The 24,703-nt window shown below is 53.2% G+C and carries 16 protein-coding genes; 7 read left to right on the top strand and 9 right to left on the bottom strand.

The window, feature by feature from the left end; all coding sequences use genetic code 11:
- Nucleotides 1-458: 458 nt before the first annotated feature.
- The 4 genes from ushA to OB87_RS14705 all read left to right on the top strand — a co-directional run bounded on the left by ushA (nt 459) and on the right by OB87_RS14705 (nt 6,894).
- Complete coding sequence (gene ushA, locus OB87_RS14715; RefSeq protein ID WP_033570165.1) at nt 459-2,111, top strand: bifunctional UDP-sugar hydrolase/5'-nucleotidase UshA; 1,653 nt, start codon at nt 459-461, stop codon at nt 2,109-2,111.
- A 526-nt stretch (nt 2,112-2,637) separates the two neighbouring features.
- Nucleotides 2,638-3,036, top strand: coding sequence for a hypothetical protein (locus OB87_RS19995; protein WP_072025484.1), 399 nt, complete (start codon nt 2,638-2,640; stop codon nt 3,034-3,036).
- A gap of 602 nt (nt 3,037-3,638) precedes the next feature.
- A complete protein-coding gene (locus tag OB87_RS14710) occupies nt 3,639-5,228 on the top strand; it encodes a methyl-accepting chemotaxis protein (RefSeq protein ID WP_033570164.1) in 1,590 nt (529 codons plus the stop codon).
- Between the two features lie 292 nt (nt 5,229-5,520).
- A complete protein-coding gene (locus OB87_RS14705) occupies nt 5,521-6,894 on the top strand; it encodes a glycoside hydrolase family 28 protein (protein ID WP_033570278.1) in 1,374 nt (457 codons plus the stop codon).
- A gap of 104 nt (nt 6,895-6,998) precedes the next feature.
- On the opposite strand, the gene ybaK is transcribed toward OB87_RS14705, so the two are convergent.
- The 3 genes from ybaK to copA all read right to left on the bottom strand — a co-directional run bounded on the left by ybaK (nt 6,999) and on the right by copA (nt 11,356).
- Entirely contained in the window at nt 6,999-7,478 is a 480-nt protein-coding gene (gene ybaK, locus OB87_RS14700; RefSeq protein ID WP_033570163.1) for a Cys-tRNA(Pro)/Cys-tRNA(Cys) deacylase YbaK, read from the bottom strand.
- A gap of 17 nt (nt 7,479-7,495) precedes the next feature.
- A complete protein-coding gene (locus OB87_RS14695; RefSeq protein ID WP_033570162.1) occupies nt 7,496-8,308 on the bottom strand; it encodes a TraB/GumN family protein in 813 nt (270 codons plus the stop codon).
- 231 nt (nt 8,309-8,539) lie between these two features.
- On the bottom strand, nt 8,540-11,356 hold the full coding sequence (gene copA, locus OB87_RS14690; RefSeq protein ID WP_033570161.1) for a copper-exporting P-type ATPase CopA: 2,817 nt from the start codon (nt 11,354-11,356) through the stop codon (nt 8,540-8,542).
- A gap of 123 nt (nt 11,357-11,479) precedes the next feature.
- On the opposite strand from copA, the gene cueR reads away from it, so the two are divergent.
- Nucleotides 11,480-11,902, top strand: a complete 423-nt coding sequence (gene cueR, locus OB87_RS14685) for a Cu(I)-responsive transcriptional regulator (RefSeq protein WP_033570160.1) — start codon at nt 11,480-11,482, stop codon at nt 11,900-11,902.
- 69 nt (nt 11,903-11,971) lie between these two features.
- Here the strand turns inward: cueR and OB87_RS14680 are convergent, their stop codons facing one another.
- The 6 genes from OB87_RS14680 to ubiG form a co-directional block, all read right to left on the bottom strand.
- On the bottom strand, nt 11,972-12,424 hold the full coding sequence (locus OB87_RS14680; RefSeq protein WP_200884309.1) for an NfeD family protein: 453 nt from the start codon (nt 12,422-12,424) through the stop codon (nt 11,972-11,974).
- Between the two features lie 5 nt (nt 12,425-12,429).
- Nucleotides 12,430-13,344, bottom strand: a complete 915-nt coding sequence (locus tag OB87_RS14675) for an SPFH domain-containing protein (protein ID WP_033570158.1) — start codon at nt 13,342-13,344, stop codon at nt 12,430-12,432.
- A gap of 133 nt (nt 13,345-13,477) precedes the next feature.
- Nucleotides 13,478-13,738, bottom strand: coding sequence for a class I ribonucleotide reductase maintenance protein YfaE (yfaE, locus tag OB87_RS14670; protein ID WP_033570157.1), 261 nt, complete (start codon nt 13,736-13,738; stop codon nt 13,478-13,480).
- Between the two features lie 5 nt (nt 13,739-13,743).
- Entirely contained in the window at nt 13,744-14,874 is a 1,131-nt protein-coding gene (gene nrdB, locus OB87_RS14665; RefSeq protein WP_033570156.1) for a class Ia ribonucleoside-diphosphate reductase subunit beta, read from the bottom strand.
- A gap of 176 nt (nt 14,875-15,050) precedes the next feature.
- Complete coding sequence (gene nrdA, locus OB87_RS14660; protein ID WP_033570155.1) at nt 15,051-17,339, bottom strand: class 1a ribonucleoside-diphosphate reductase subunit alpha; 2,289 nt, start codon at nt 17,337-17,339, stop codon at nt 15,051-15,053.
- Between the two features lie 539 nt (nt 17,340-17,878).
- Nucleotides 17,879-18,655, bottom strand: coding sequence for a bifunctional 2-polyprenyl-6-hydroxyphenol methylase/3-demethylubiquinol 3-O-methyltransferase UbiG (gene ubiG, locus OB87_RS14655; RefSeq protein ID WP_395856997.1), 777 nt, complete (start codon nt 18,653-18,655; stop codon nt 17,879-17,881).
- A gap of 336 nt (nt 18,656-18,991) precedes the next feature.
- Between ubiG and gyrA the strand changes: the two genes are divergently transcribed.
- Nucleotides 18,992-21,664 (top strand): DNA topoisomerase (ATP-hydrolyzing) subunit A, encoded by a 2,673-nt coding sequence (gene gyrA, locus OB87_RS14650; RefSeq protein WP_033570154.1) that lies wholly within the window; start codon nt 18,992-18,994, stop codon nt 21,662-21,664.
- A 124-nt stretch (nt 21,665-21,788) separates the two neighbouring features.
- Nucleotides 21,789-24,653, top strand: coding sequence for a two-component system sensor histidine kinase RcsC (gene rcsC, locus OB87_RS14645; RefSeq protein WP_072025482.1), 2,865 nt, complete (start codon nt 21,789-21,791; stop codon nt 24,651-24,653).
- The last annotated feature ends 50 nt before the right edge of the window (nt 24,654-24,703 follow it).

The following is a 24,703-nucleotide window of genomic DNA, read 5'->3' as shown; positions in this document are numbered from 1 at the left end:
CGAGAATGAGCGGATATCCCTGAGCCACCAGTGAATTGCGGCTCCTGAATGCTTATGTACCCTGCCGACCCAAACCGTTCCCTATCCGTATACCGATGGCATTATTCAACGTCAGAGGGGGAAAACCGTCAGGAAAACGGCAGAGTGAGACATAAAATGGTGTCTTTCATTCATTTAAACAGTGTAACACATGTTTTCAGTTAAATTATTGCTTTCATCGTTGATATATAGGGCTAATTCAATCTCTTTTTGCAGAAAAATCTTGCCTGCCGCATTCGCACGCATTCCTGTCATGATTCAACTTACGGATTATCAGACTGATAGTATGGCTGCTTTGCGATAACACGAGGCATCGCAGGTTCATCATAACGTCAACCATCCCGCCCTGATTTGTGTTAGTTTGTGCGAGTCACAACAGGTTTAATGTAACAATTCTATAAGGGATGCGGGGAGTGGTTATGTATTTTTCTGTCAAAAATCTGGGATGCCTGATGGCGGTAACACTGGCGCTGTCGTCACCTTATGCACTGGCATGGGAAAAAGATAAAACTTACAACATCACGATTTTGCACACCAATGACCATCATGGTCATTTCTGGCATAACGATTACGGTGAATACGGTTTGGCAGCGCAGAAAACGCTGGTGGACCAGATTCGTCAGGATGTGGCGAGCAAAGGGGGCAGCGTACTGCTGCTGTCGGGCGGCGATATCAACACTGGGGTGCCGGAATCCGACCTACAGGATGCCGAGCCAGACTTTCGCGGCATGAACCTGGTGGGTTATGACGCGATGGCTATCGGTAACCATGAATTTGACAACCCACTCACGGTATTGCGCCAGCAGGAAAAGTGGGCGCATTTCCCGCTGCTTTCCGCCAATATCTACCAGAAAAGCACCAAAAAGCGGCTGTTCAAGCCATACACGCTGTTTGACCGTCAGGGGATTAAGATTGCCGTTATTGGCCTGACGACTGACGACACCGCTAAAATTGGCAATCCGGAATATTTTCACGACATTGAGTTTCGTAAACCGGCCGATGAAGCGAAAAAGGTCGTGGAACAACTGCGTAAAAAAGAGAAGCCGGATGTCATCATCGCGGCCACCCACATGGGGCACTACGATAACGGCGATCACGGCTCCAACGCGCCGGGTGATGTAGAAATGGCGCGCAGCCTGCCTGCGGGATACCTCGACATGATCGTCGGCGGTCATTCTCAGGACCCGGTATGCATGGCCAGCGAGAATAAAAAACAGGTGGATTATGTGCCCGGCACCCCCTGCGCGCCAGATCGCCAAAATGGCACCTGGATTGTGCAGGCGCATGAGTGGGGCAAATACGTCGGGCGCGCTGATTTTACGTTCCGCAACGGTGAGCTGACCCTGGCGCACTACCAACTGATTCCCGTCAACCTGAAGAAGAAAGTCGAGAAGGCCGACGGCAGCAGCGAGCGCGTGTACTACACCCAGGAAATCGGCCAGAATCCGGAGATGATGAAACTGCTGACGCCGTTCCAGGATAAGGGCAAGGCACAGCTGGATGTGAAAGTAGGCAGCGTGAATGGTCGACTGGAAGGCGACCGCAACAAGGTTCGTTTCGTGCAAACCAACCTGTCGCGGGTACTGTTGTCTGCCCAACTGGAGCGGGCCAAGGCGGATTTCGGGGTCATGAGCGGCGGCGGCGTGCGGGATTCGATTGAACCCGGCGACATCACCTACAAGACCCTGCTCAAGGTACAACCGTTCGGCAACACGCTGGTATACGCTGACCTGAAAGGCAGCGAGGTGGAAAAATACCTGGCGGTGGTCGCCAATAAGAAGGTGGATTCCGGCGCGTATGCGCAGTTCCTGAATGTCAGCCTGGAGGCGGATGGCACCGGCGTGAAGAATGTGAAGATCAAAGGTGAACCGCTGCAAGCGGACAAGATCTACCGCATTTCCACCCTGAGCTTTAACGCCACTGGCGGTGACGGCTACCCGAAACTGAGCGACCTACCGAGCTACGTCAATACCGGCTTTGTGGACGCGGAAGTATTGCGTCAGTACGTCGAAAAACACTCTCCATTGCAGGCGGCAGATTACGAGCCGAAAGGCGAGATTGTTTATAAATAATTGATGCGTATGGCGGTTTCTGTTCTGTTTTTTGAGAGTGGAAACCGCTATTTTCTCGGCTAAAAAACTTTTGCGATATAGCCTTGTACATGAGTACTTCACTCTTGCTCACGTAATAGAACATCAACGATATTACAGTCACTTTATCAGACGGTGTTTCGTAAAGAATGATGGTCATCCAGAAACATTGCAGGGTAATTGTTAATTGACGATATTATCCGATGGTGTTGGTGATTCGTGAATAATAAATATTTTGTAGCTGGGTTCCGAAGGGGATATTGTTTGATAAAAGACAGTGTGGGCTAAGGAAATTTAAGTTAGAGTAATCTTTCGGTGCCGGTTTAAATAATTTTGAGCTATTGACCTGTTTCTTAAGATGTGGTTTGGCAAGATGCTGAATATTGACATTTTTCTATTGAATGGATTAGCATAAAATACACGCATTATGTGTGGTTTTTATAAAGTAAATTTTTTTCAATGAAATGGAATTGCATTAATTTATCAATAATTTTAAGGAGATTTAATCATGCGTAATACCTCTATTGGCATATTCATGCTGGCATGTATTCCTTTTGTCAGTGAAGCGGCGACAAGCATAACTATTGATCCTCAAAGGAATTGTCTGACAGCGCCTGCTCTTGATACTCTGGCTGGTACGTCAGCTAAGTTTTCTTTAGAGCCAGGGAGATATGTTTTATCTCTTGTGTCCAATAGTATGAATTGTAATCGCTCTTCAGGTAATAGCTGTATTATTGATGCCGTCATGGTGCAAGGTGGATTTAAAAACGCACGTTGGGGTGTCTCTGTTACCAGCAATCCGATAGTTGTTGATACATCCGGTTCTCCATTTATAGCCTATATTAGTGACGATAACTGTAATGATAATATTGGTAAGGCAACGTTGCTGATACAAAAGGCAGAGTGACTCTGCGCTCGGTAATTTAATTTATACGAGCGGTTTTTGAATATTTATCCAGAACTATACCCTAAATAATTCGAGTTGCAGGACAACACGTTTTGCGTTTTGAATGCAGCCAACATACCTGCAACTTGAAGTATGACGGGTATGATTATTACTACCGTTAATAGGCTTTCTCGGTAGCGGATGAATGATATTTTTCTGCAAATAGCGCCCATCGGTATTTTCTGGTGTGGGCGCGATACTGCTTTTTCCAACGCCGAGCAGGTGTTGTGCCCATGTCTCCTCTTTTAGTAAATCAGTGATGCCTGCATCAAATTTATAACATTCTGCGAGAAGGCTACCTTAGCCTTGTGATAGTGTTGAATCTCAACGACTAAGGAGGATGCCTCTGTTCTTCACTGTGCCAAATTCGGTTGATTCAGGCAGCGGGTAAACCGGGTTTATTAATGGATAATCTTTTTTATGCTTAAAAAACGTATAAGTAAAATTGATGTTTTCTGCTATCTAAAAAGGTAATGCATTACTGGTTTTATTCGAGATAGTGTCATAAATAATAGTTGTGGCATAAAAGTTGATAACATAATCTCATAAAAGGTGATCAGCCAATGAAGATATCTCTCGCCAGGAGGCTTTGGTTTCCACTTATTATTAGTTTGCTGTGTTTAGCTGGAACGCTGTTTTATGGTTCGATAAAAATTAAGCAGGATCAGCTATCGCTAAGAAAAAGTGAGCTAATGCATGTTACGCAACTGGCGTTGGGGGTAGTAAAAACCAATGCCGAACAAGCCAGTAATGGGTTGATTTCTGAGAGTGAAGCACAGCAGCGTGCAATGAAAGCCATAAAAGACCTGCGTTATGGTGATTCAGGATATTTCACAATACTGAGCTTTCAGACCAAGGTGTTAATGCATCCCATAAATGAAAAGCTTGTTGGGCAAGGTGAGGACTTTAAGGATGCGAATGGCGTCTATCTGTTCAGAGAGATGGTTCAGGTAACAAGAAACAATCAGTCTGCTTATACAGAGTACGCATTCCCTCGTCCTGGCTCCACAGTGGCGCAACCTAAAGTGGCTTATAACTCACCTTATACTCCCTGGGGTTGGATAATTACCACTGGTCTTTATGTTGATGATATTAATGAGGCCTTTATTTATTCTTTATATCAGAATGTGATTGTCTTTGTATTAATTAGCGCTGTGCTTCTCTTTTTTGCTTACTATATCAATCGCAGTATCTTGCGCGTTCTTGGTGGCGAGCCTACTTATGCTGTGGAAGTGGCTGCACGTATCGCTGCCGGTAATTTATCTTACCCGGTCACGACATTACCGGGTGACAAAATGAGTCTACTGCATGAGATGGGGTTGATGCGGGAACAGCTCATCACCGTTATTGAAGATATCCGTTCCGGCGCAGAGGCGATTAATGCCTGCACTGGTGAAATTATCGCCGGTAATGTAGAGCTGTCGTCACACACGGAACGGCAGGCCACTTCTCTGGAGAAAACGTCGGCGAGTATGGAGGAGATTACCTCCACCGTTAAACAGAATGCTGATAATACCGAGCAAGCCCGTCAACTGGCGCATTCTGCACTGGAGATAGCCTCACGGGGCGGGGCGGTGATGCAGGAAGTTAACGACACGATGAATGGTATTTCTGAGAGCTCCGACAAGATCGCCAATATTACCGAGGTGGTAAATAATATTGCCTTTCAAACCAATATTCTTGCCCTGAACGCGGCGGTGGAGGCGGCTCGTGCTGGTGAGCAAGGTCGTGGTTTTGCTGTTGTGGCCGGTGAGGTCCGAGGCCTGGCCTTACGTAGTGCAGAGGCGGCCAGAGAGATAAAAAGCCTGATAGAAGAATCGGTTTCTCGCGTGAATAGCGGCTCGGCGAAAATCAAAGTGGCTGACGGCAGTATCAAAGAGGTGGTCAGCGCTGTGCAGCATGTCGCTGATATTATGGTAGAAATCTCTACAGCGACCAGCGAGCAAGGAAAAGGCATTAGTTATATCAATGAATCGATCGTGCAGATTGATTCGATCACCCATCAGAATACCGCTCTGGTTCAACAGGCGGTAGCCGCAGCAAGTGAACTGGAACGCCAGACACAGCGGTTGAAAGAGTCTGTCGCTTATTTTAATACCGATGGTGCCGATTATAACCGCGATACGTTGAGGATTGGTCATTCAGGGTCATAGCGAATTGAAGAAAACAGGCGGCGGAAGGAATGTGGTGCTCCGGATAATTCGGACGCCGCATTCCTGATGTCGCAATCAATCATAGCCACCCCGGCATACGTGATGTTCCCAATCTGATTCAGCACTGCTTCGTTTATCCCGTTGTTCAATTCCCCGATACTGTGCCAGTAAAACTGGGCAGATCCCCAAAACCTTGTTTCGCAAGCCAAATCGTGATCACTACAACCGTTTTGGGAAGCAGGCGGTGATACATTCTTCATAAATGAAACGTTGTTTTACTTATGAGGTGATTATGCATAAAGGTGTGGCGTTCTCGCTACTGGCGTCCTGCGCATTGGCAAGTGTGGCAGCTCAGGCGGCTGAAACGGTGGCGTTTCCGGACCGGGTATGTAATGTGACGCGTTATGGTGCCGAAGGGCACCGCTTGCAGATTGCACTGAATACGGAATCTTTTCAGAAAGCGATCGATGAATGCGCCGCCGCTGGTGGCGGCACCGTGCTGGTGCCAGCGGGTAACTATCTGGTGGAACCGCTGTTCCTGAAAAGCAATGTCCGCCTGCATCTGGAAAAGAACGCTACGCTGGTGGCTTCGACCGGAGAAAATGCCTACCGTGCCACCGATAGCACCCGCTACGCTGAAGCGGAAAATGGCTGGTTACCGTTTATCAGCATTGCTGATGCGAAAAACGTCGCCATTACCGGCGAAGGCACCATTGATGGACAAGGTGCGGTGTGGTGGGAACGCTGGCGCGCGGCGATTCGCGCCACCGGCAAGAAAGGCGGCACCGACCGTCCACGGCTGATTTACGTCACTCGCTCCAGTCAGGTGCTGATTGATGGCGTGACCCTGACTAACTCCCCCAGTTTCCATGTGGTGATGCGCTATGCCCATGATGTTACGGTGAATGGCACCAACATTATTGCCCCCTGGCACGCGCCTAACACGGACGCTATCGACCCGATCGATAGTCAAAATATCCGTATCACCAATAATGTCATCGACTGCAACGATGATCATATCGCCATCAAGGCGGAAAAACCGGACAGCCGTTTCCCGAATGGTGTCGTGGACAATATTTATATTGCTAACAACGTATTAAAACAGGGGCGCGGCATTTCTATCGGCAGCGAAACCTCCGGTGGTGTTAACAATGTGCTGGTGGAAAATAACCGCTTTGAGGGGTCGATGTACGGCATTCGCATCAAGTCACTGCGCGGCAAAGGTGGTGAGGTGAAGAATGTCACCTATCGTCATACCCGGATGGTGGATGTCGACGTACCGCTGGTGTTCTCCGGTTACTACCAGGCCGCGCCGATCGTACAGGCTGAGGTGGATAAATTGCTGCAAGCAGGTGGGTTCACGTTAGGTGAACAGATTTACCCGCCGGATACCGAGCCAGCCCAGCCGTTCGACAAGGTGAAAACGCCACATTTCAGCCAGGTCACTATCGTCGATTTGGAATCAACTGGTCACAGCAAAGCTGCCGGGTACATTATCGGCGTACCGGAAGCGCCGTTAAGTGGCTTCCATTTTGAACAGGTGCGGATTGACGCTGAAAAAGGGCTGCGGGTACGCAACGCGGAACTGGCTACCAAGGGGCTGACCGTTAACGTCAAACAAGGCGAGGCGTTGCTACTAGATAAAGGGGCCAACGTCACCCGATAACACACGGGAAAGCGATCGTACTTTTCTGAGGATAACGATTATGAAGCGGTGGTAGAGGGCAACACTGGCCGTGGAACCCTCTGCTGCCGTCTTCATTTTTACGGTCAATCACGCTTGGCGATATCGGCGAACTGCGCTTTTAGCAACCGAGCCAGATCGGTGGCGGCCAGTTCGAGGTCCAGTCCCCGTTTACCACCAGAGATAAAAATAGTGCCGAATTGCTGTGCTCCGTCGTCGATCACGGTAGGCAGCAGTTTCTTCTGCCCCAGCGGGCTGATGCCGCCGACCAGATAGCCCGTTACTCGCTGGGCGAGTTGCGGGTCCGCCATATCAGCTTTTTTGGCAGCCAGCGCTTTGGCCACTTTTTTCAGGTCTAACTGGCTGGCGACCGGGGTAACCGCCACTGCCAACTGCTTGGCATCGCCATTGAGCGATACCAGCAGGGTTTTATAAACCTGCTGTTTATCCAGCCCCAGTTTGCGGGCGGCTTCTTCGCCGAAGTTGGTTTCATCTGCGTCGTGATGGTAGCTGTGAAGCGTAAACGCGACTTTTTGCTTCTCAAGCAGTTTTACTGCGGGCGTCATAATGTACTGTCCTTGCTTCAAAAGGTAGCCGTATCGGCCTGTAACAAGTCGGGCAGGTTGTTTTCACCGTATAAATGCAGTGCGCCGACAGACACCACATAATTCCCCTGCGGCAGCGCCGCCAGTTGCTGTTGCCAGCGCTGATTCCGATGATTCATCAACATTTCTGTTATCTCGTTGCTGAAGGTGGTCGGTATGTTATCCGCCCAGGTTGGTTTATAGCTAAGCCACCAACTGACCATCGTCTGTAACAGTCGTGCGTTGGTATGCCAGTGGGTCAGAGTATCCTCCAGCAACGACAGGCCACCTTGCGGTAGTTGCAGCAGTATGTCGATTTGCGCCTGTTGACCTTCCAGTTCGATGATATTTACCCCTTTGTCACGGGCAGCGTTAATCAATTGATAATCAATGCCATAATCCGGACGCAACCCCAACATTATGGCCTGACGTGCCTGTAACATCAGCGCTGCCTGCCAGGCTGGCAACCGGTCGATGTTGTCGTAATTGAACGACAATTCTCGGCATAGTTGTTGTAAGCGTTGCAGCGTGTCACTGTCCAGACGTTCGGCTAGCGGCGGTTCGGCGCTTACTGCGTCAAAAGGGGAGTCGCCGCCGGAAATGTCGGCCTCTACGATCAACGCCGTCGCCTGCTCCAGTCGTGCCAGCAATTCAGTTGGCAGGGGAAACATGTCTACCGTGCCCATATGAATACTTCCCACCAAATGGAACCGGCGTTTGTTGACGATCTCGACGTCCAACGCCGGGTAACGGTAACCCGCGGGCGAGAGAAGGCCGAGGAACGTTGCAATTTGGCGTATCAGCCGTTTCATATCGACGTCTCCGGTAGTGGCGACTTAGGACGTTACCCCACAATCAGGCGTCGTGCTGTTGCAGGATGTGTGCTTTCACGTCGTCAGGCCTCTATGCTAAACGGTTCAGCAGACAAGTTGTATCGCTAATTCGGAATACGTTCGCTGTGCGTGTACCGGATATATGCAGAGGAAAGAAAACGGCGCGATGTTCAGGAGAGAACCGCGCGCCGTGGTTGAAAGCCGGAATCATCAGTCGCGTCTGACGGGGGCATCGGCAGGGGTGAAACGCAACAACCGGTTGGCGTTGCTCACCACAGTAATCGATGACAACGCCATCGCAGCGCCTGCGACGACTGGGCTGAGCAGAGTACCGGTCAACGGGTAGAGCACACCGGCGGCAATCGGAATGCCGAGCGTGTTGTAGACAAAAGCCCCCAGCAGGTTCTGCTTCATGTTGCCCAACGTGGCCTGGGACAGCGCCAGCGCATCGGCGACACCGTGCAAACTGTGGCGCATCAGCGTCATGGCGGCGGTTTCCACCGCGATATCGCTACCGCCGCCCATAGCGATCCCCACGTCGGCCTGCGCCAGCGCCGGTGCGTCGTTGATGCCGTCGCCAATCATGGCAACCCGTTTTCCCTGCGATTGCAGATGGCGAATGGCGTCCGCTTTGCCGTCCGGCAGTACCCCGGCGATAACCTGGTCGATGCCAGCGTCGAGGGCGATGGCCTGAGCTGTCGTCGGGTTATCACCGGTCAGCATTACCAATTGGTAGCCCTGGCGATGCAGCCGTTGTAATGCGCTAACGCTGTCCTGACGCAGCGCGTCCTGCACGGAAAACAGCGCCGCTACCTGGCCGTTCGCCACCAATAGCACCGGCGTCATGCCGAGCGCCGACTGCTTATCCAGCCAGTCACGGGGTGAATTATTGCCGTTAGCCAGTGGAATCTGGCTCTGCATCAACAGGGCTGGATTACCCAGCAGCAGCGAGGTGCCGTCGACCTGACCACTGACGCCCAGGCCGGGCAGGGTACGGAATTGTGTGACGTCGCCCAGTTCTATGCCATCAGCCCGCAGAACAATCGCTTGTGCCAGCGGGTGGCTGGCCCCCTGTTCCAACGATGCGGCCCAGCGCAGCGCCTGCGACTCGCTGATATCGCCAAAGGTATGGATTGCCACTACCCGCGGCTTGCCTTCCGTCAACGTTCCGGTTTTGTCGAACACCAGCACATCCAGCTGGCTGGCCTGTTGCAGTGCATCGGCATCCCTTACCAGTACGCCTAATTCTGCGGCCCGTCCGACACCGGAGATAATTGACATCGGTGTTGCCAGTCCCAGCGCACAAGGGCAGGCGATGATCAACACGGTGGTGACAATTACCAGCGTATACACGATATGGGGTGCCGGGCCGACAACGTACCAGATGGCACCGCTCAGCAAGGCTATCGCCACTACAACCGGTACAAAGACGGCAGAAATTCGGTCGGCCAACTGGCCTATTGCTGGTTTACTGCTCTGCGCCTGACGCACCAGATGAATGATGCGCGCCAGCGTGGTCTGGTTACCGATAGCGCCTGCGCGTAACGTGGCGCTGCCGTCCTGCACCTGCGTTCCAGCATGTACTTTATCGCCGGTTGCTTTCTGTTGCGGGATAGGCTCACCGGTGAGCATGGCTTCGTCAATCCACAGCTCGCCCTGTTCAAGCAGGCCGTCTACTGGTATACGGTCGCCGGTGGTCAGGCGCAGTGTCATACCGGTTTGTACGTCTGCCAGTGGGATGATGCGATCGCCTTGCGGTGTGACCAGCCGCGCGGTCGGCGGCGTCAAATCCAGCAAACGTTCCAGCGCCTGAGAAGAGCGCTGCCGAGCGCGTTGCTCCATAGCGTGACCAAGGTTGATCAGGCCAATAATCATGGCGCTGGCTTCGTAATAAAGATGGCGTGCTTCCATCGGGAACCACGTCGGCCATAAGTTGACGGTAATGGAGTAAAGCCAGGCTGCACCGGTGCCAAGCGCCACCAGCGTATCCATGGTCGCGCTGCCGTTCATCAGGCTACGCCAGGCATTGCGATAGAAATGCCCACCAGCGGCAATCATGACCGCCAGCGTCAGCCCGCCGACCAGCAACCACCCGGAGCGGTTGTCGTCGGTCAGCATCATGTTATCGCCGAACATGCCCCAGACCATCAACGGGATGCCGAGCGCCAGCCCTAGTGCAGCCTGCCAGCGAAAACGCTGGATGGCCTGACGAGACGTATGCTCTTGTCGGGCGCGTCGCTCAGCGTCATCAAGGATGATTTCTGCACCGTAACCCGCATTCTGCACGGCATCGATCAGCGCCTGATGAGACGTATTGCCGCTGACCAGCGCACTGCGCTCGGCCAGATTAACGCGCGCCTGCGTAACGCCGGGGACACTTTGCAGCGCCTGCTGCACCCGGTTAACGCAACTGGCGCAGCTCATACCGCTCAATAACAGCTGGACGCTGTCGTTATCATGAATGCTGTCGTTGTCATGAACACTGTCATTACTCTGAATACGGCTGCCTTCATGGGCGACCGTGCTATCAAGAACGGTGTTTGCCGGAACCGAGTCGAAAGCCGCTGACAGCCTGTCCGGCGAGGAGGCGTGGGGTGTCAGCGGCTCAGATTTTGGGTGGAGGTTCTCCTGCGCCAGCGTGGCATGAAAACCGGCTTGTTCGATAGCTTGCACCAGCGCCTGCGGTTCAGCATCACCATACACCGCCGCCTGTTGCAGGGTAATATCCAGCGCTGCTACGCCTGGCACCGCTTCCAATGCTTTGCGGGTTGACGCAACACAATGCTGGCAGTTGAGGCCGGAGAGCTGCAAGGTGACATTTGGCACGCTAGCCGGGCTGGCTTCATAACCCGCAGCTTCAATGGTGGCGACCAGCGACTGGCTATCGGCTTCACCAGTGATGTTGGCGTATTTTAGCGATACCTCAGCCTGTTCCACGTCCGGGCGGGATTCCAGGGCTTTCTTTACCCTTCCGACGCAGTGTTCGCAGGAGAGTCCCTGCAATGAAAGCAGTATGGTTTGCGACATAATAATATCCCTCAGTGATCACAGCCGAAGGTCAAATACATTGACCGCAAGCGTGATTTTGATTAGTTCTAAGCACTACCTGAAGCGTAAACCTTCCAGCAAGGGAAGGGTCAAGGGGGAATCATGAATATCAGCGATGTGGCGAAAAAAACCGGACTGACCAGCAAGACCATCCGTTTCTATGAAGAAAAAGGGCTGATGACGGCGCCACTGCGATGTGAAAATGGTTACCGCAGTTATGATCTCCACCATATTGAGGAACTGACTTTGCTGCGTCAGGCTCGTCAGGTGGGGTTCACGCTGGAAGAGTGCCGGGAATTGGTGACGTTGTTCAATGACCCACTGCGACACAGCGCCGATGTTAAGGCGCGTACATTGCAGAAAGTGGACGATATCGAACAGCAGATCGAAGAGCTCAAGGCGATGCGCCAGCGTTTGCTGACGCTGGCGGAGTCTTGCCCCGGTGACAGCAGCGCTGAATGCCCGATCATTACTCAACTGGCGGGCTGCTGCCATGCTCCGTCAGGAGAGCATGGCAAGCACTAACCGTCATAACCGTCATGCCATCGGATAGCGGTAACGTCGCCGCCTTGACGTGAAATTTGTTGCGGCGTGTTAGTGATGCGGTCGCACTCGCAGCGTAATGCTTTCCACGGCGATAATCTCCACCACTGTACCGGCGGGTAAATCCTGTTCCGCCTGTACCCGCCAACTGCTGTCGCCGATGCTTACCCGACCGAAGCCGTTTACCAGCGGTTCGGTCAGTGTCGTATGCAGGCCAATCAATTGCTGGCCGCGCTGGTTGAGCACCACCGGTGGCGGTTGCTTTTCGGTGCGTCGGCGTAGCCATTGCCACCACAACAGCGCCGCCGCCACCGTCAGCACGGCGAAGGCGATGCATTGCCAGGTCCAGTCCAGCGGGAACAACCAGGCGAGTATCCCGGTAAGCAGGGCGGCGATGCCGCTCCACAGCAGGTAACCGCCGACGCCCAGCATTTCAGCCGCCAGCAGCAATCCACCAAGAGACAGCCAGAACCAGTGGGCGTTTTCCAGCACCAGCAGCGCCATCATGATTATTTTCTCCGGTCCGCCTGGCTTTCTTTAATCAATTCACTGATGCCGCCAATAGTGCCCATCAGATTACTGGCATCCAGCGGCATCATGATGACTTTGCTGTTGCTGGCGCTGCCAATGGTTTGTAGCGCGTCGGTGTATTTCTGCGCCACAAAGTAGTTGATCGCCTGAATGTTGCCAGCGGCAATGGCTTCGGACACCATTTGAGTGGCACGGGCTTCGGCCTCGGCAGCACGTTCGCGCGCCTCGGCTTCAAGGAAGGCGGATTGCCGTTCCCCTTCGGCCTTGAGGATTTGTGACTGCTTTTCACCTTCGGCTTTCAGAATGGCGGCCTGTCTAACCCCTTCTGCCTCCAGAATATCAGCGCGCTTGGTTCGTTCCGCTTTCATCTGGGCGTTCATTGAGGCGATCAGCTCGGCGGGCGGGCGCACGTCGCGAATTTCAATACGGGTGACCTTGATGCCCCAGGGACTGGTGGCTTCATCCACGATATGCAGCAATCGGGTGTTGATGCTGTCACGTTGGGACAGCATTTCGTCCAACTCCATCGAACCCAGTACGGTACGAATGTTGGTCATGGTCAGGTTGATGATAGCCAGTTCGAGATTGCTCACTTCATAGGCAGCACGCGGCGCGTCCACTACCTGAATAAAGCAAACCGCATCAATGGTGACGTTAGCATTGTCTTTGGAAATGATCTCCTGCGAAGGAATTTCCAACACCTGTTCCATCATATTGATCTTGCGGCCAATGCGGTCCATGAACGGCACCACCAGATTCAGGCCAGGCATCAGCGTGCGGGTGTAACGGCCAAAACGCTCCACCGTCCACTGGTAACCCTGGGGTACGATTTTGATGCCGGACCAGACGATAACCAGTGCGACAACGATCAGAACCGGGATAAATGTCAGCATGTACTTTGCTCTCCATGGTTTTTTCCTGTGGAGAGTGTAACGCAGGATAGTGTTGTCGGCGTAATAAAGTTGCGGATGAACAAGGGATTATGCGAGCCCGTAGGAAAAGCGGGCTGCAATGATAGACGAGCAATTACATATCCAGCTCGATGTCGTTCAGCGGCATACAGCAGCAGGGCAGAATCTCATCCTGTTGCAGACAGGCCAGCGGTGTTTGCCGGTAGGCAACCTTACCTTTGGTCAGCCGTAATCGGCAGGCACCGCAATAGCCGGAGCGACACTGATATTCGACTGGCACTCGCTGGGATTCGAGTACTTCCAGTAAGGAGGTGTGTTCGTCGGAGCAGAACAACTGCGCCCCGGAGAGGCGCAGCGTCACGGTAGCAGCGGTCATCGTGGTTACAGTTGGAAGTCGCTAAGGTCGTCGGTGTTGATTTCCGAGTCAATCTGGCCGACCAGATAGGAGCTGACTTCCACTTCCTGCGGCGCCACCTGCACGTTGTCCGATACCAGCCAGGCGTTAATCCAGGGAATCGGGTTGGTGCGGGTTTCAAATGGTAACGGCAAGCCAACCGCCTGCATACGGATATTGGTGATGTACTCCACGTACTGGCACAGGATGTCCTTGTTCAGGCCAATCATCGAGCCGTCGCGGAACAGGTATTCCGCCCACTCTTTTTCTTGCTGTGCGGCCAGTACGAACAGGTCGTAACAGGCTTGCTGGCACTCTTCGGCGATTTGCGCCATTTCCGGGTCGTCCTGACCGGCTCGCATCAGGTTAAGCATGTGTTGGGTGCCGGTAAGGTGCAGCGCTTCGTCACGGGCGATAAGCTTGATGATCTTGGCGTTGCCTTCCATCAGTTCGCGTTCGGCGAAAGCGAAGGAGCAGGCGAAGCTGACATAGAAACGGATCGCTTCCAGCGCGTTGACGCTCATCAGGCACAGGTAAAGTTTTTTCTTCAACTCATACAGGTTGACGTCCACGGTTTTGCCGTTGACCTGATGGGTGCCTTCCCCCAGCAAATGGTAGTAGCTGGTCAGTTCGATCAGCTCATCGTAGAACCCGGAAATGTCCTTCGCCCGTTTGAGGATCTCCTCATTGGTCACGATGTCGTCAAAGACGATGGACGGATCGTTGACGATGTTGCGGATAATGTGGGTATAGGAACGGGAGTGGATCGTTTCCGAGAACGCCCAGGTTTCCACCCAGGTTTCCAGCTCCGGGATGGAGATGAGTGGCAGCAACGCCACGTTCGGGCTGCGTCCCTGAATGGAGTCCAGCAGCGTCTGGTACTTCAGGTTGCTGATAAAAATGTGTTTTTCGTGCTCAGGCAGCGCTTGATAGTCGATACGATCGCGGGAGACATCGACTTCTTCCGGACGCCAGAAGAACGACAGCTGTTTTTCGATCAGCTTTTCGAAAATTTCATATTTTTGCTGATCGTAACGCGCCACGTTAACCGGCTGGCCGAAAAACATCGGTTCCAGCAATTGATCGTTTTTATTCTGTGAAAAAGTGGTATAGGCCATGATTTCTCCAAGCAAGCCAACAGCGCGACCCGGTAAGGCGGCGCTGTTGAACTTTTGGCAACCCGAGCGGGTTGCGTCGTCGTTGCACCAGGCGCTATCGGCAGGGCAGTGGCGACAGGATTAGGAATATCGTCATGCCGGGGAATCCACAGTCATGGATTTCCCCGGCGTTGTACTTAGATCTTACAAGCGCCGCTTTCGCAGCCGTCATCCTGCGGCGCGGTATCGAGCAGGTCATCCTGCACGTCTTCGGCACCGTCACGGGTGTTTTGGTAATAGAGGGTTTTCACCCCGAACTTATACGCCGTAAGCAGATCTTTGAGCAACTGGGTCATCGGCACTTTTCCTGACGGGAAACGCGCTGGATCGTAGTTGGTGTTGGAGGAAATAGCCTGATCGATAAATTTCTGCATCAGGCCCACCAGTTGCAGGTAACCGTCGTTGGACGGCATATCCCACAGCAGCTCGTAGGCGTCTTTCAGCGTTTCGTACTCTGGCACGACCTGACGCAGAATGCCGTCTTTCGACGCTTTGACGCTGATATGACCGCGCGGTGGCTCAATGCCGTTGGTGGCATTGGAAATCTGCGACGAGGTTTCAGACGGCATCAGCGCCGACAGCGTAGAGTTGCGCAGGCCATAAGTCTGGATGTCTTTACGCAGCGCTTCCCAGTCATGATGCAGTGGTTCGTTGCAAATGCTGTCCAGATCGCGCTTGTAGCTGTCGATCGGCAAAATACCCTGCGAATAGGTGGTTTCGTTAAACCACGGGCAGGCACCTTGTTCGCGCGCCAACTGGTTCGAGGCTTTCAGCAGGTAGTACTGAATGGCTTCGAAGGTGCGGTGCGTCAGGTTATTGGCGCTACCGTCGGAGTAGCGGACGCCGTGTTTCGCCAGATAGTAGGCGAAGTTGATCACGCCGATACCCAGTGTACGACGGCCCATCGCCCCGCGTTTGGCGGCCGGAATCGGGTAGTCCTGATAGTCGAGCAGGGCATCCAGCGCGCGTACCGCCAGCGTCGCCAGCTCTTCCAATTCGTGCAGCGAACTGATTGCACCCAGGTTGAAAGCCGACAACGTACAGAGCGCGATTTCGCCGCTTTCATCGTTAACGTCTTCCAGCGGTTTGGTCGGCAACGCGATTTCCAGACACAAGTTGGACTGGCGGACCGGCGCAACCAGCGGATCAAACGGGCTGTGCGTGTTGCAGTGGTCGACGTTTTGAATATAGATACGGCCGGTGGAGGCGCGTTCCTGCATCATCAGCGAGAACAGCTCTGCGGCTTTGAGCTGCTTCTTGCGAATGCTGTCGTCCTGCTCGTATTTTACGTACAGGCGTTCGAACTCATCCTGATTGTTGAAGAAGGCGTCGTACAACCCCGGTACGTCGGACGGGCTGAACAGCGTGATGTCCTCACCTTTGACCAGACGCTGGTACATCAGCTTGTTGAGCTGCACGCCGTAGTCGAGGTGACGCACGCGGTTGCCTTCCACACCGCGGTTGTTTTTCAGCACCAGCAGGCTTTCCACTTCCAGATGCCACAGTGGGTAGAACAGCGTGGCCGCTCCGCCGCGCACCCCGCCCTGAGAGCAGGATTTCACCGCGGTCTGGAAATGTTTGTAGAACGGAATACAGCCGGTGTGGAACGCTTCACCACCGCGGATCGGACTGCCCAGTGCACGAATACGACCCGCGTTGATGCCGATACCGGCACGCTGGGAAACGTATTTCACGATCGCGCTAGAGGTCGCGTTGATGGAATCCAGGCTGTCGCCGCACTCGATCAGCACACAAGAGCTGAACTGGCGGGTTGGGGTGCGCACGCCGGACATAATTGGCGTTGGCAGCGAAATTTTGAATGTCGACACCGCGTCATAGAAGCGTTTTACATAATCCAGGCGGGTGTCACGCGGGTAACCGGAGAACAGACAGGCGGCGACCAGAATATACAGGAACTGGGCGCTTTCGTAGATGTCACCGGTCACGCGGTTTTGGACCAGATATTTCCCTTCCAGCTGTTTTACCGCTGCGTAGGAGAAATTCATGTCACGCCAGTGATCGATGAAAGCGTCCATCTGAGCAAATTCGTCTTCCGTGTAATCTTCCAGCAAGTGGCGATCGTATTTTCCCATTTCGACCATTTTCACAACATGGTCGTACAATTTCGGCGGTTCGAACTGGCCGTAGGCCTTCTTGCGCAGATGGAAGATGGCCAGACGCGCAGCCAGGTACTGATAGTCTGGGCTTTCGCGGGAGATCAGGTCGGCAGCGGCCTTGATGATGGTTTCGTGGATATCGGCGGTCTTGATGCCGTCGTAGAACTGGATGTGGGAACGTAGTTCTACCTGAGAAACCGAGACATTGTGTAACCCTTCTGCTGCCCAGGTGATTACCCGGTGGATTTTGTCCAGGTTGATGCGTTCTTTACTGCCATCGCGTTTGGTAACAAGCAGACTCTGGTTCATGTGGCGTAGCACCTGTTTTTCTGACACGTATTTTGTTTTGCTTGACTCACCCGCCTTTTTATTTACAAAAAACGCAAACAAAAAAATAGTGTTTTCTGTCAGAAGTAAACACTATATATAGGGGGTGGGGCGGTTTTTGATAACAAGATAATGTGAAAATTTCCGTATTGCAAGTGAGCAAAACGGCTTCCTCTTGTGGATAACATAGGGAATAAATGTTACAAGCACGCTAAATCCCAGCCACTGCGCGGCTTCCTTTTTTGTCAACCGCAGGGGGAGAAAAAATAAAAAAATTGATCAACCGCCGGTTTCTTATCCGGTAGTCAAATTATCAGTCTGATCAAAACCGTGTTTCAGACAAGTCATTAAGAGTTATCTGAGATTGATATGTCGTCAGGGGATGAATATGGCGTGGTTTATGCCTAAAAACTTATTCTCTGTCGATAAAAAAGCCGGTGGTTTTATCCACCGGCTGGGGTATTGGGAAACCGTGATGTTATGGCGGGCATCACCGGCTTAGCCAGGGCTCATGGCATGGTTCATTTGCGTATGGTATGGAGCATATAATTGACGTCAACATTTGCACCGAGCTTGAAGCTGTCCAGCAGCGGGTTGTAGTGCAGGCCGATCATATGGCGTTCACGCAGCGGCGTCTGATCCACCCAGTTCAACAGTTCCGCCGGGCGGATGAACTTTTTGATGTCGTGTGTACCGCGCGGCACCATGTTGGTCAGGTATTCTGCACCGACAATCAGCATCAGCCAGGCTTTGGCATTACGATTAATGGTGGAGAAAAAGACATGTCCACCGGGTTTGACCAACCGGGCGCAGGCCAGCACCACTGAGCGTGGGTCTGGTACATGTTCCAGCATTTCCATGCAGGTTACGACGTCGTAGGCACCGGCATGGGTATCTGCATGAGCTTCCACCGTTTCCTGAACGTAGCTGACCTGTACACCGCTTTCCAGCGCGTGCAGCCGGGCTACCTGTAATGGCTCGCCGCCCATATCCAACCCGGTGACGTGTGCACCTTCCCGAGCCATGCTTTCGGCCAGAATGCCACCACCACAGCCGACATCCAGCACCTGCTTGCCGAAAATACCGTCGGCGCGTTCGAGAATGTAATTCAGGCGTAACGGGTTGATACGGTGCAACGGTTTGAATTCGCCGTCCAAATCCCACCAGCGTGAGGCGACGGCTTCAAATTTGGCAATTTCATCGTGGTCGACGTTCTGGGTCGGAACGGATGTTTTCAGCGTATCAGGATTAGCGGCGCTTGCATGTGTGGCGTCGGTATTCGCTGAGCCTGTGTTCATGGCATCTGTGTTCATGCAGAGTGATCACCTTTCATCAATATTGACTGGTGGCGAGTATAACGAGCGCAAGGCGGTTGTTGTAGTCGCTAACACGTGCTGTCGATAATGCTTGTTGCTGATCATGCTTGTTGTTGATAACGCTTGCTCTTGATAACGAACGACAGTCGCGCGGTTTTCGCGCCTTGTGATGGCCGTAACGCTGCGGCAGAAAAATGCGAAGCGCTCCATAAAGACGCGTCAGGAATCTGGCGCGAAGTTTCCCCTGAAACCCCGGTTTATGATATGATTTTCCACCTTTTAAAATCGGGTAGATGTGAATAGAGGGATAGCGGCTCCATGAGCGACCTTGCCAGAGAAATTACACCGGTCAACATCGAGGAAGAGCTGAAAAGTTCATATCTGGATTACGCCATGTCCGTTATCGTCGGACGTGCGTTACCGGACGTTCGCGATGGTCTTAAGCCGGTACACCGCCGCGTGCTGTACGCGATGAGTGTGCTGGGTAACGACTGGAACAAGCCTTATAAAAAATCGGCCCGTGTAGTCGGGGACGTTATCGGTAAATATCACCCGCATGGTGATAGCGCGGTATACGACACTATCGTGCGTATGGCCCAGCCGTTCTCGCTGCGTTATATGCTGGTGGATGGTCAGGGCAACTTCGGTTCCATCGACGGCGACTCCGCCGCAGCGATGCGTTATACCGAAGTGCGCATGTCGAAAATCGCCCACGAACTGCTTTCCGATCTGGATAAAGAAACTGTGGATTTTGTGCCTAACTACGACGGCACAGAGCAGATCCCGGACGTAATGCCCACCCGTATCCCCAACTTGCTGGTCAACGGTTCTTCCGGGATCGCGGTAGGGATGGCGACCAACATTCCGCCCCATAACCTGACGGAAGTGATTGACGGCTGTCTGGCCTATATCGACGATGAAAACATCAGCGTCGAAGGGCTGATGACCCACATCCCGGGGCCAGACTTTCCGACCGCCGCCATCATCAACGGCAAGCGTGGCATTGAAGAAGCCTATCGCACCGGTCGCGGCAAAGTGTATATCCGCGCCCGTGCTGAAGTCGAAGCGGACCCCAAATCCGGCCGTGAAACCATCATCGTGCATGAAATCCCTTATCAGGTGAATAAGGCGCGATTGATTGAAAAGATCGCCGAACTGGTAAAAGACAAGCGCATTGAAGGCATCAGCGCGCTGCGCGACGAGTCCGATAAAGACGGTATGCGCATCGTCATTGAGATTAAGCGTGATGCGGTAGGTGAGGTGGTGCTCAACCGCCTGTACTCCCAAACCCAGATGCAGGTGTCGTTCGGTATCAACATGGTGGCGCTGCATCAGGGCCAGCCGAAGCTGATGACCCTCAAGGAGATTCTGGCGGCATTTGTCCGTCACCGCCGCGAAGTGGTGACGCGTCGTACTATTTTCGAACTGCGTAAAGCGCGCGAACGCGCCCATATCCTGGAAGGTTTGGCGATTGCGCTGGCGAATATCGACCCGATCATCGAACTGATCCGTCATGCTGCTACCCCTGCCGAAGCCAAAAGCGCGCTGGTGGCGCAAGCGTGGGCGCTGGGCAGCGTGGCTGCGATGCTGGAGCGTGCAGGTGATGATGCTGCACGTCCGGAATGGCTGGAGCCGGAGTTCGGTATCCATGAGGGCAAATATCACCTAACCGAACAGCAAGCGCAGGCGATTCTGGATCTGCGTCTGCAGAAACTGACCGGTCTGGAACATGAAAAACTGCTGGATGAATACAAGGAACTGCTGGCGCAGATCGCTGAGCTGCTGTTCATCCTGCGCAGTCCTGAGCGTTTGATGGAAGTGATCCGCGAAGAGCTGATGGCGATTCGTGAGCAGTACAACGACGCGCGTCGTACCGAGATCACCCATAACAGCGCTGACATCAATATTGAAGATCTGATTTCCGAAGAGAACGTGGTGGTAACCCTGTCGCATCAGGGGTACGTCAAGTATCAACCGTTGAGCGACTATGAAGCTCAGCGCCGTGGTGGCAAAGGCAAATCCGCCGCTCGCATCAAGGAAGAGGACTTTATCGATCGGCTGCTGGTGGCGAATACCCACGACACCATTTTGTGTTTCTCCAGCCGTGGTCGTCTCTACTGGCTGAAAGTGTATCAATTGCCAGAAGCAAGCCGCGGTGCGCGTGGTCGCCCGATTATCAACCTGTTGCCGCTGGAGCAGGATGAACGCATTACCGCCATTCTGCCGGTGCGCGAGTATGAAGAGGGCATGAACGTGTTCATGGCCACGGCCAGCGGTACGGTGAAGAAAACCGCGCTGACCGAGTTTAGCCGTCCGCGCAGCGCCGGTATCATCGCCGTTAATCTCAACGACGGCGACGAGCTGATTGGCGTCGACCTGACCGACGGCAGCAACGAAGTGATGCTGTTCTCCGCCGAAGGCAAGGTGGTGCGCTTCCTGGAGGAAGAGGAAGAGATTCAGGAAGACGGTTCGGTCAAAGTGAAGGGTGTTCGCCGCATGGGGCGTACCGCCTCAGGGGTGCGCGGCATCAATTTGCAGGCCGACGACCGCGTGGTGTCGTTGATTGTGCCGCGTGGCGAAGGCGATATCCTGACCGTGACGCAGAATGGTTTCGGTAAGCGTACTGCGGTAAGCGAATACCCAACCAAATCCCGTGCCACCAAAGGTGTTATCTCCATCAAGGTGAGCGAGCGCAACGGTAAGGTGGTCGGCGCAGTGCAGGTTGATTCCGCCGATCAGATCATGATGATCACCGATGCCGGTACGTTGGTGCGTACTCGTGTCTCTGAGGTCAGCATCGTTGGCCGTAATACTCAGGGCGTGACGCTGATCCGTACCGCTGAGGAAGAGCGCGTCGTTGGTTTGCAGCGTGTGGCTGAGCCGGTGGAAGATGATGAACTCGACAGCGTGGTGCCGGTTGACGGCGAACTGCTGGAAGAAGACATCGATGAACCGGAGAGTGATGACGATACGCCAGCAGACGATGAGTAACCTCTTTCTCTGTCGGTGGTAACCTACCTGAGCCAGCGCCTGACGCGCTGGCTTTTTTTATGCGGGATCGGTACTGTATCGACTGACCCCAACCTGATTTTCCAGTGCTGACAACCTTTACGGTATGCCTTTGAAAGTTATCGCTTCTTTTCAGACCACCCTTAAAGTCTCCCGGTATATGTTCCGGGCGCTGGCGACCACGCTGTGGATTCTGGGCGCGCTGATTTCGGTCTTTTACGTGAATAAGGAACTGAATCAACGTGAATCACATCTGCGGCAAATTTTCTCCCTCAATTTCGAGCAATCGCTGGGGTATATTCGGCACACCACTGATGTGGCGCGCGAGCTGCGATACATTGCCGCTAACCGATTTAGCACACCTGTCGCACCACGGGAACGCGGCGCTGCCGCTAAAAAGACGCCGTTCTCTATTTATCCACTGTCGTCCACCTTTGATTGTGCTGAGCAGTATGGGAAGAATCCCGCTCAATTGCAGACGTTGACGAGTTTTTTTGAACAATGGCACGATGATTTCTCGTCGGTTTATGACCTTAATCGCATCTTTTTTGTCGACAGCAGTCAGCAGTGTATTGTCGACTTCGGCATTCGCAATCAGTCGTTGGATAGCGATAGCCTGATGAAGAGCGTGCAAGAGTGGTTGCAGAACCAGAAATCCAACCGGGCGGGGAATCGTCGTGAGGAGAGCCTGTTTTGGGTGATGCCTGGCCCAACGCCGGACGCAGGATATTTGTACGCGCTGACGCCGGTCTATGTGGATAACCGCCTGGTGACCATGATGGGGATTGAGCAGAGCATCCGGCTGGATGACTTTATGTTGAATGGCGACCTGCCGTTCAGCGTCAGATTACTGGATCAGAATGATCGGGTTCTGCTGCAATTTACCGACAGTCAATCCGGCAACAGCCTCAGTCATTACCCGGATTCAAACAACTACTTTGGCTACAGCGATGGCTACGGGGCTTTATTGATGAAGAAGGCGTTGCCGCCTACGTCGATGTCCGTGGTGTATTCGCTACCGCTGGAAGTGATACTGATGTCGCTTAATACGCTGATCATCAATATGGCGTTGTTGAATCTGGCATCGGCTATCTGTCTGTTGTTACTGACCCGGCTGTTTGAGCGCAAAATTTTCCTGCCAGCGGAGCGCAATGCGTTCCAGTTGGAAGAAAATGAACAGTTTAACCGTAAGATTGTGGCGTCGGCACCGGTAGGCATCTGTATTCTTAGGATCAGCGACGGCACCAATATTATCAGTAACGAGTTGGCGCATAACTACCTCAGCCTGCTGACGTATGAAGACCGGGTGCGCATTGTGCGCATCATCTGCGAGCAACAATCCAAATCGCTGGATGTGGTGACCGGGCGTAATCACCATCTGCAAATCAGTTTTGTGCACTCGCGTTACCGTAACGAGAATGTGGCTATCTGTGTGTTGCTCGACGTCAGTGCCCGTGTGCGCATGGAAGAGTCGCTGCAGGAGATGGCCAACGCGGCTGAACAGGCCAGCCAGTCCAAGTCGATGTTCCTGGCGACAGTCAGTCATGAATTACGCACACCGCTGTATGGCATCATCGGTAATCTGGATTTGCTGCAAACGAAGTCGCTACCGTCGGATGCCAACCGGCTGGTAACAGCAATGCAAAACTCCTCGGCGCTGTTGCTGAAGATTATCAGCGACATTCTTGATTTCTCGAAGATAGAGTCGGAACAGCTGAAGATCGAACCCAGCGAATTCGCCCCACGTGAGGTGATAAACCATATTGTGAGTAACTACCTGCCGCTGGTGGTGAAAAAACGGCTGGTGTTGTATTGCTATATCGACCCTAATGTCCCCCTCCGGCTGATGGGTGATGCGGTGAGGTTGCAGCAGGTATTGAGCAACTTACTCAGTAACGCCATCAAGTTTACCGACACCGGCTGTATTCTGGTCCAGGTGATGTGTTGCGATGATGGTTATCTGGTGTTTAAGGTACGGGATACCGGTGTCGGTATCGATACCCGTGAGGTAATGAAGCTGTTTGATCCCTTCTTTCAGGCCGGAACTGGGGTTCAGCGCCACTTTCAGGGCACTGGGCTGGGGCTGGCGATCTGTGAAAAACTGGTCAGCCTGATGGATGGGGACATTACCATTGAATCTGAACCGGGGCTTGGCAGCGAGTTCGGCATTCGCATTCCTCTTTACCACGCTCATTATCCACAGACGTTGCAGGTGAGTGATTTACAGGGGAAAACCTGCTGGTTGCAGATTCGCAATGCGTTAATGGAGCGCTATCTGCTGGGCCTGATGGGTGCCTGTGGTCTGGATGCGCGTCGATACGACGAGGGGCAATCCGTCGGTGATGATGATGTGATGATCTGTGATCATGTGCCGGATACGTTGCCCAATGTGCACGCTTGCGTGGAAATTAGCGGAATGCAGGCGGGGGAGGCACAGGAGGTTCGGGCGGGGTACTGGTTGTACAGTACGGCCGCACTGCACGAGTTGCCGATGTTGCTGCAACGTATTTATCGGGGTGAGGACGAATTATCTGCGGCGGCGTTATCCCTGCCATCCGTCAGTTACAATCGTACCGAAAACGGTGACGTGCGTCTTTTGGTGGTGGATGATCATCCGATTAACCGGCGTTTACTGGCCGATCAACTTGGCTCACTGGGGTATCAGGTGATTACGGCCAATGACGGATTGGATGCGCTGGACGTGCTGGCGAAGAACCCGGTAGATATTATCCTTACCGACGTTAATATGCCGAATATGGACGGTTACCGCTTTACCCAACGGCTGCGGGAAATGGGGCAGACATTGCCGGTAATCGGCGTTACCGCCAATGCGCTAGCGGAAGAGCGGCAGCGTTGTTTGCAGGCTGGAATGGATAACTGTTTGTCCAAACCGGTGACGCTGGACACGTTGCAACAGTCGCTGTCGTATTACAGCAATCTGGTCAGGCAGAACACGGCGGTTCAGTCGTAATTCAGACGGGCTTGAGGAGAGGCCGACGAGCCGAACACGCGCTCGTCGGC

Source organism: Dickeya undicola (assembly GCF_000784735.1).
GTDB classification, from domain to species: Bacteria; Pseudomonadota; Gammaproteobacteria; order Enterobacterales; family Enterobacteriaceae; genus Dickeya; species Dickeya undicola.
Note: the sequence above shows the minus strand (reverse complement) of the source record. Positions and strands in the feature narration are given on the sequence as shown.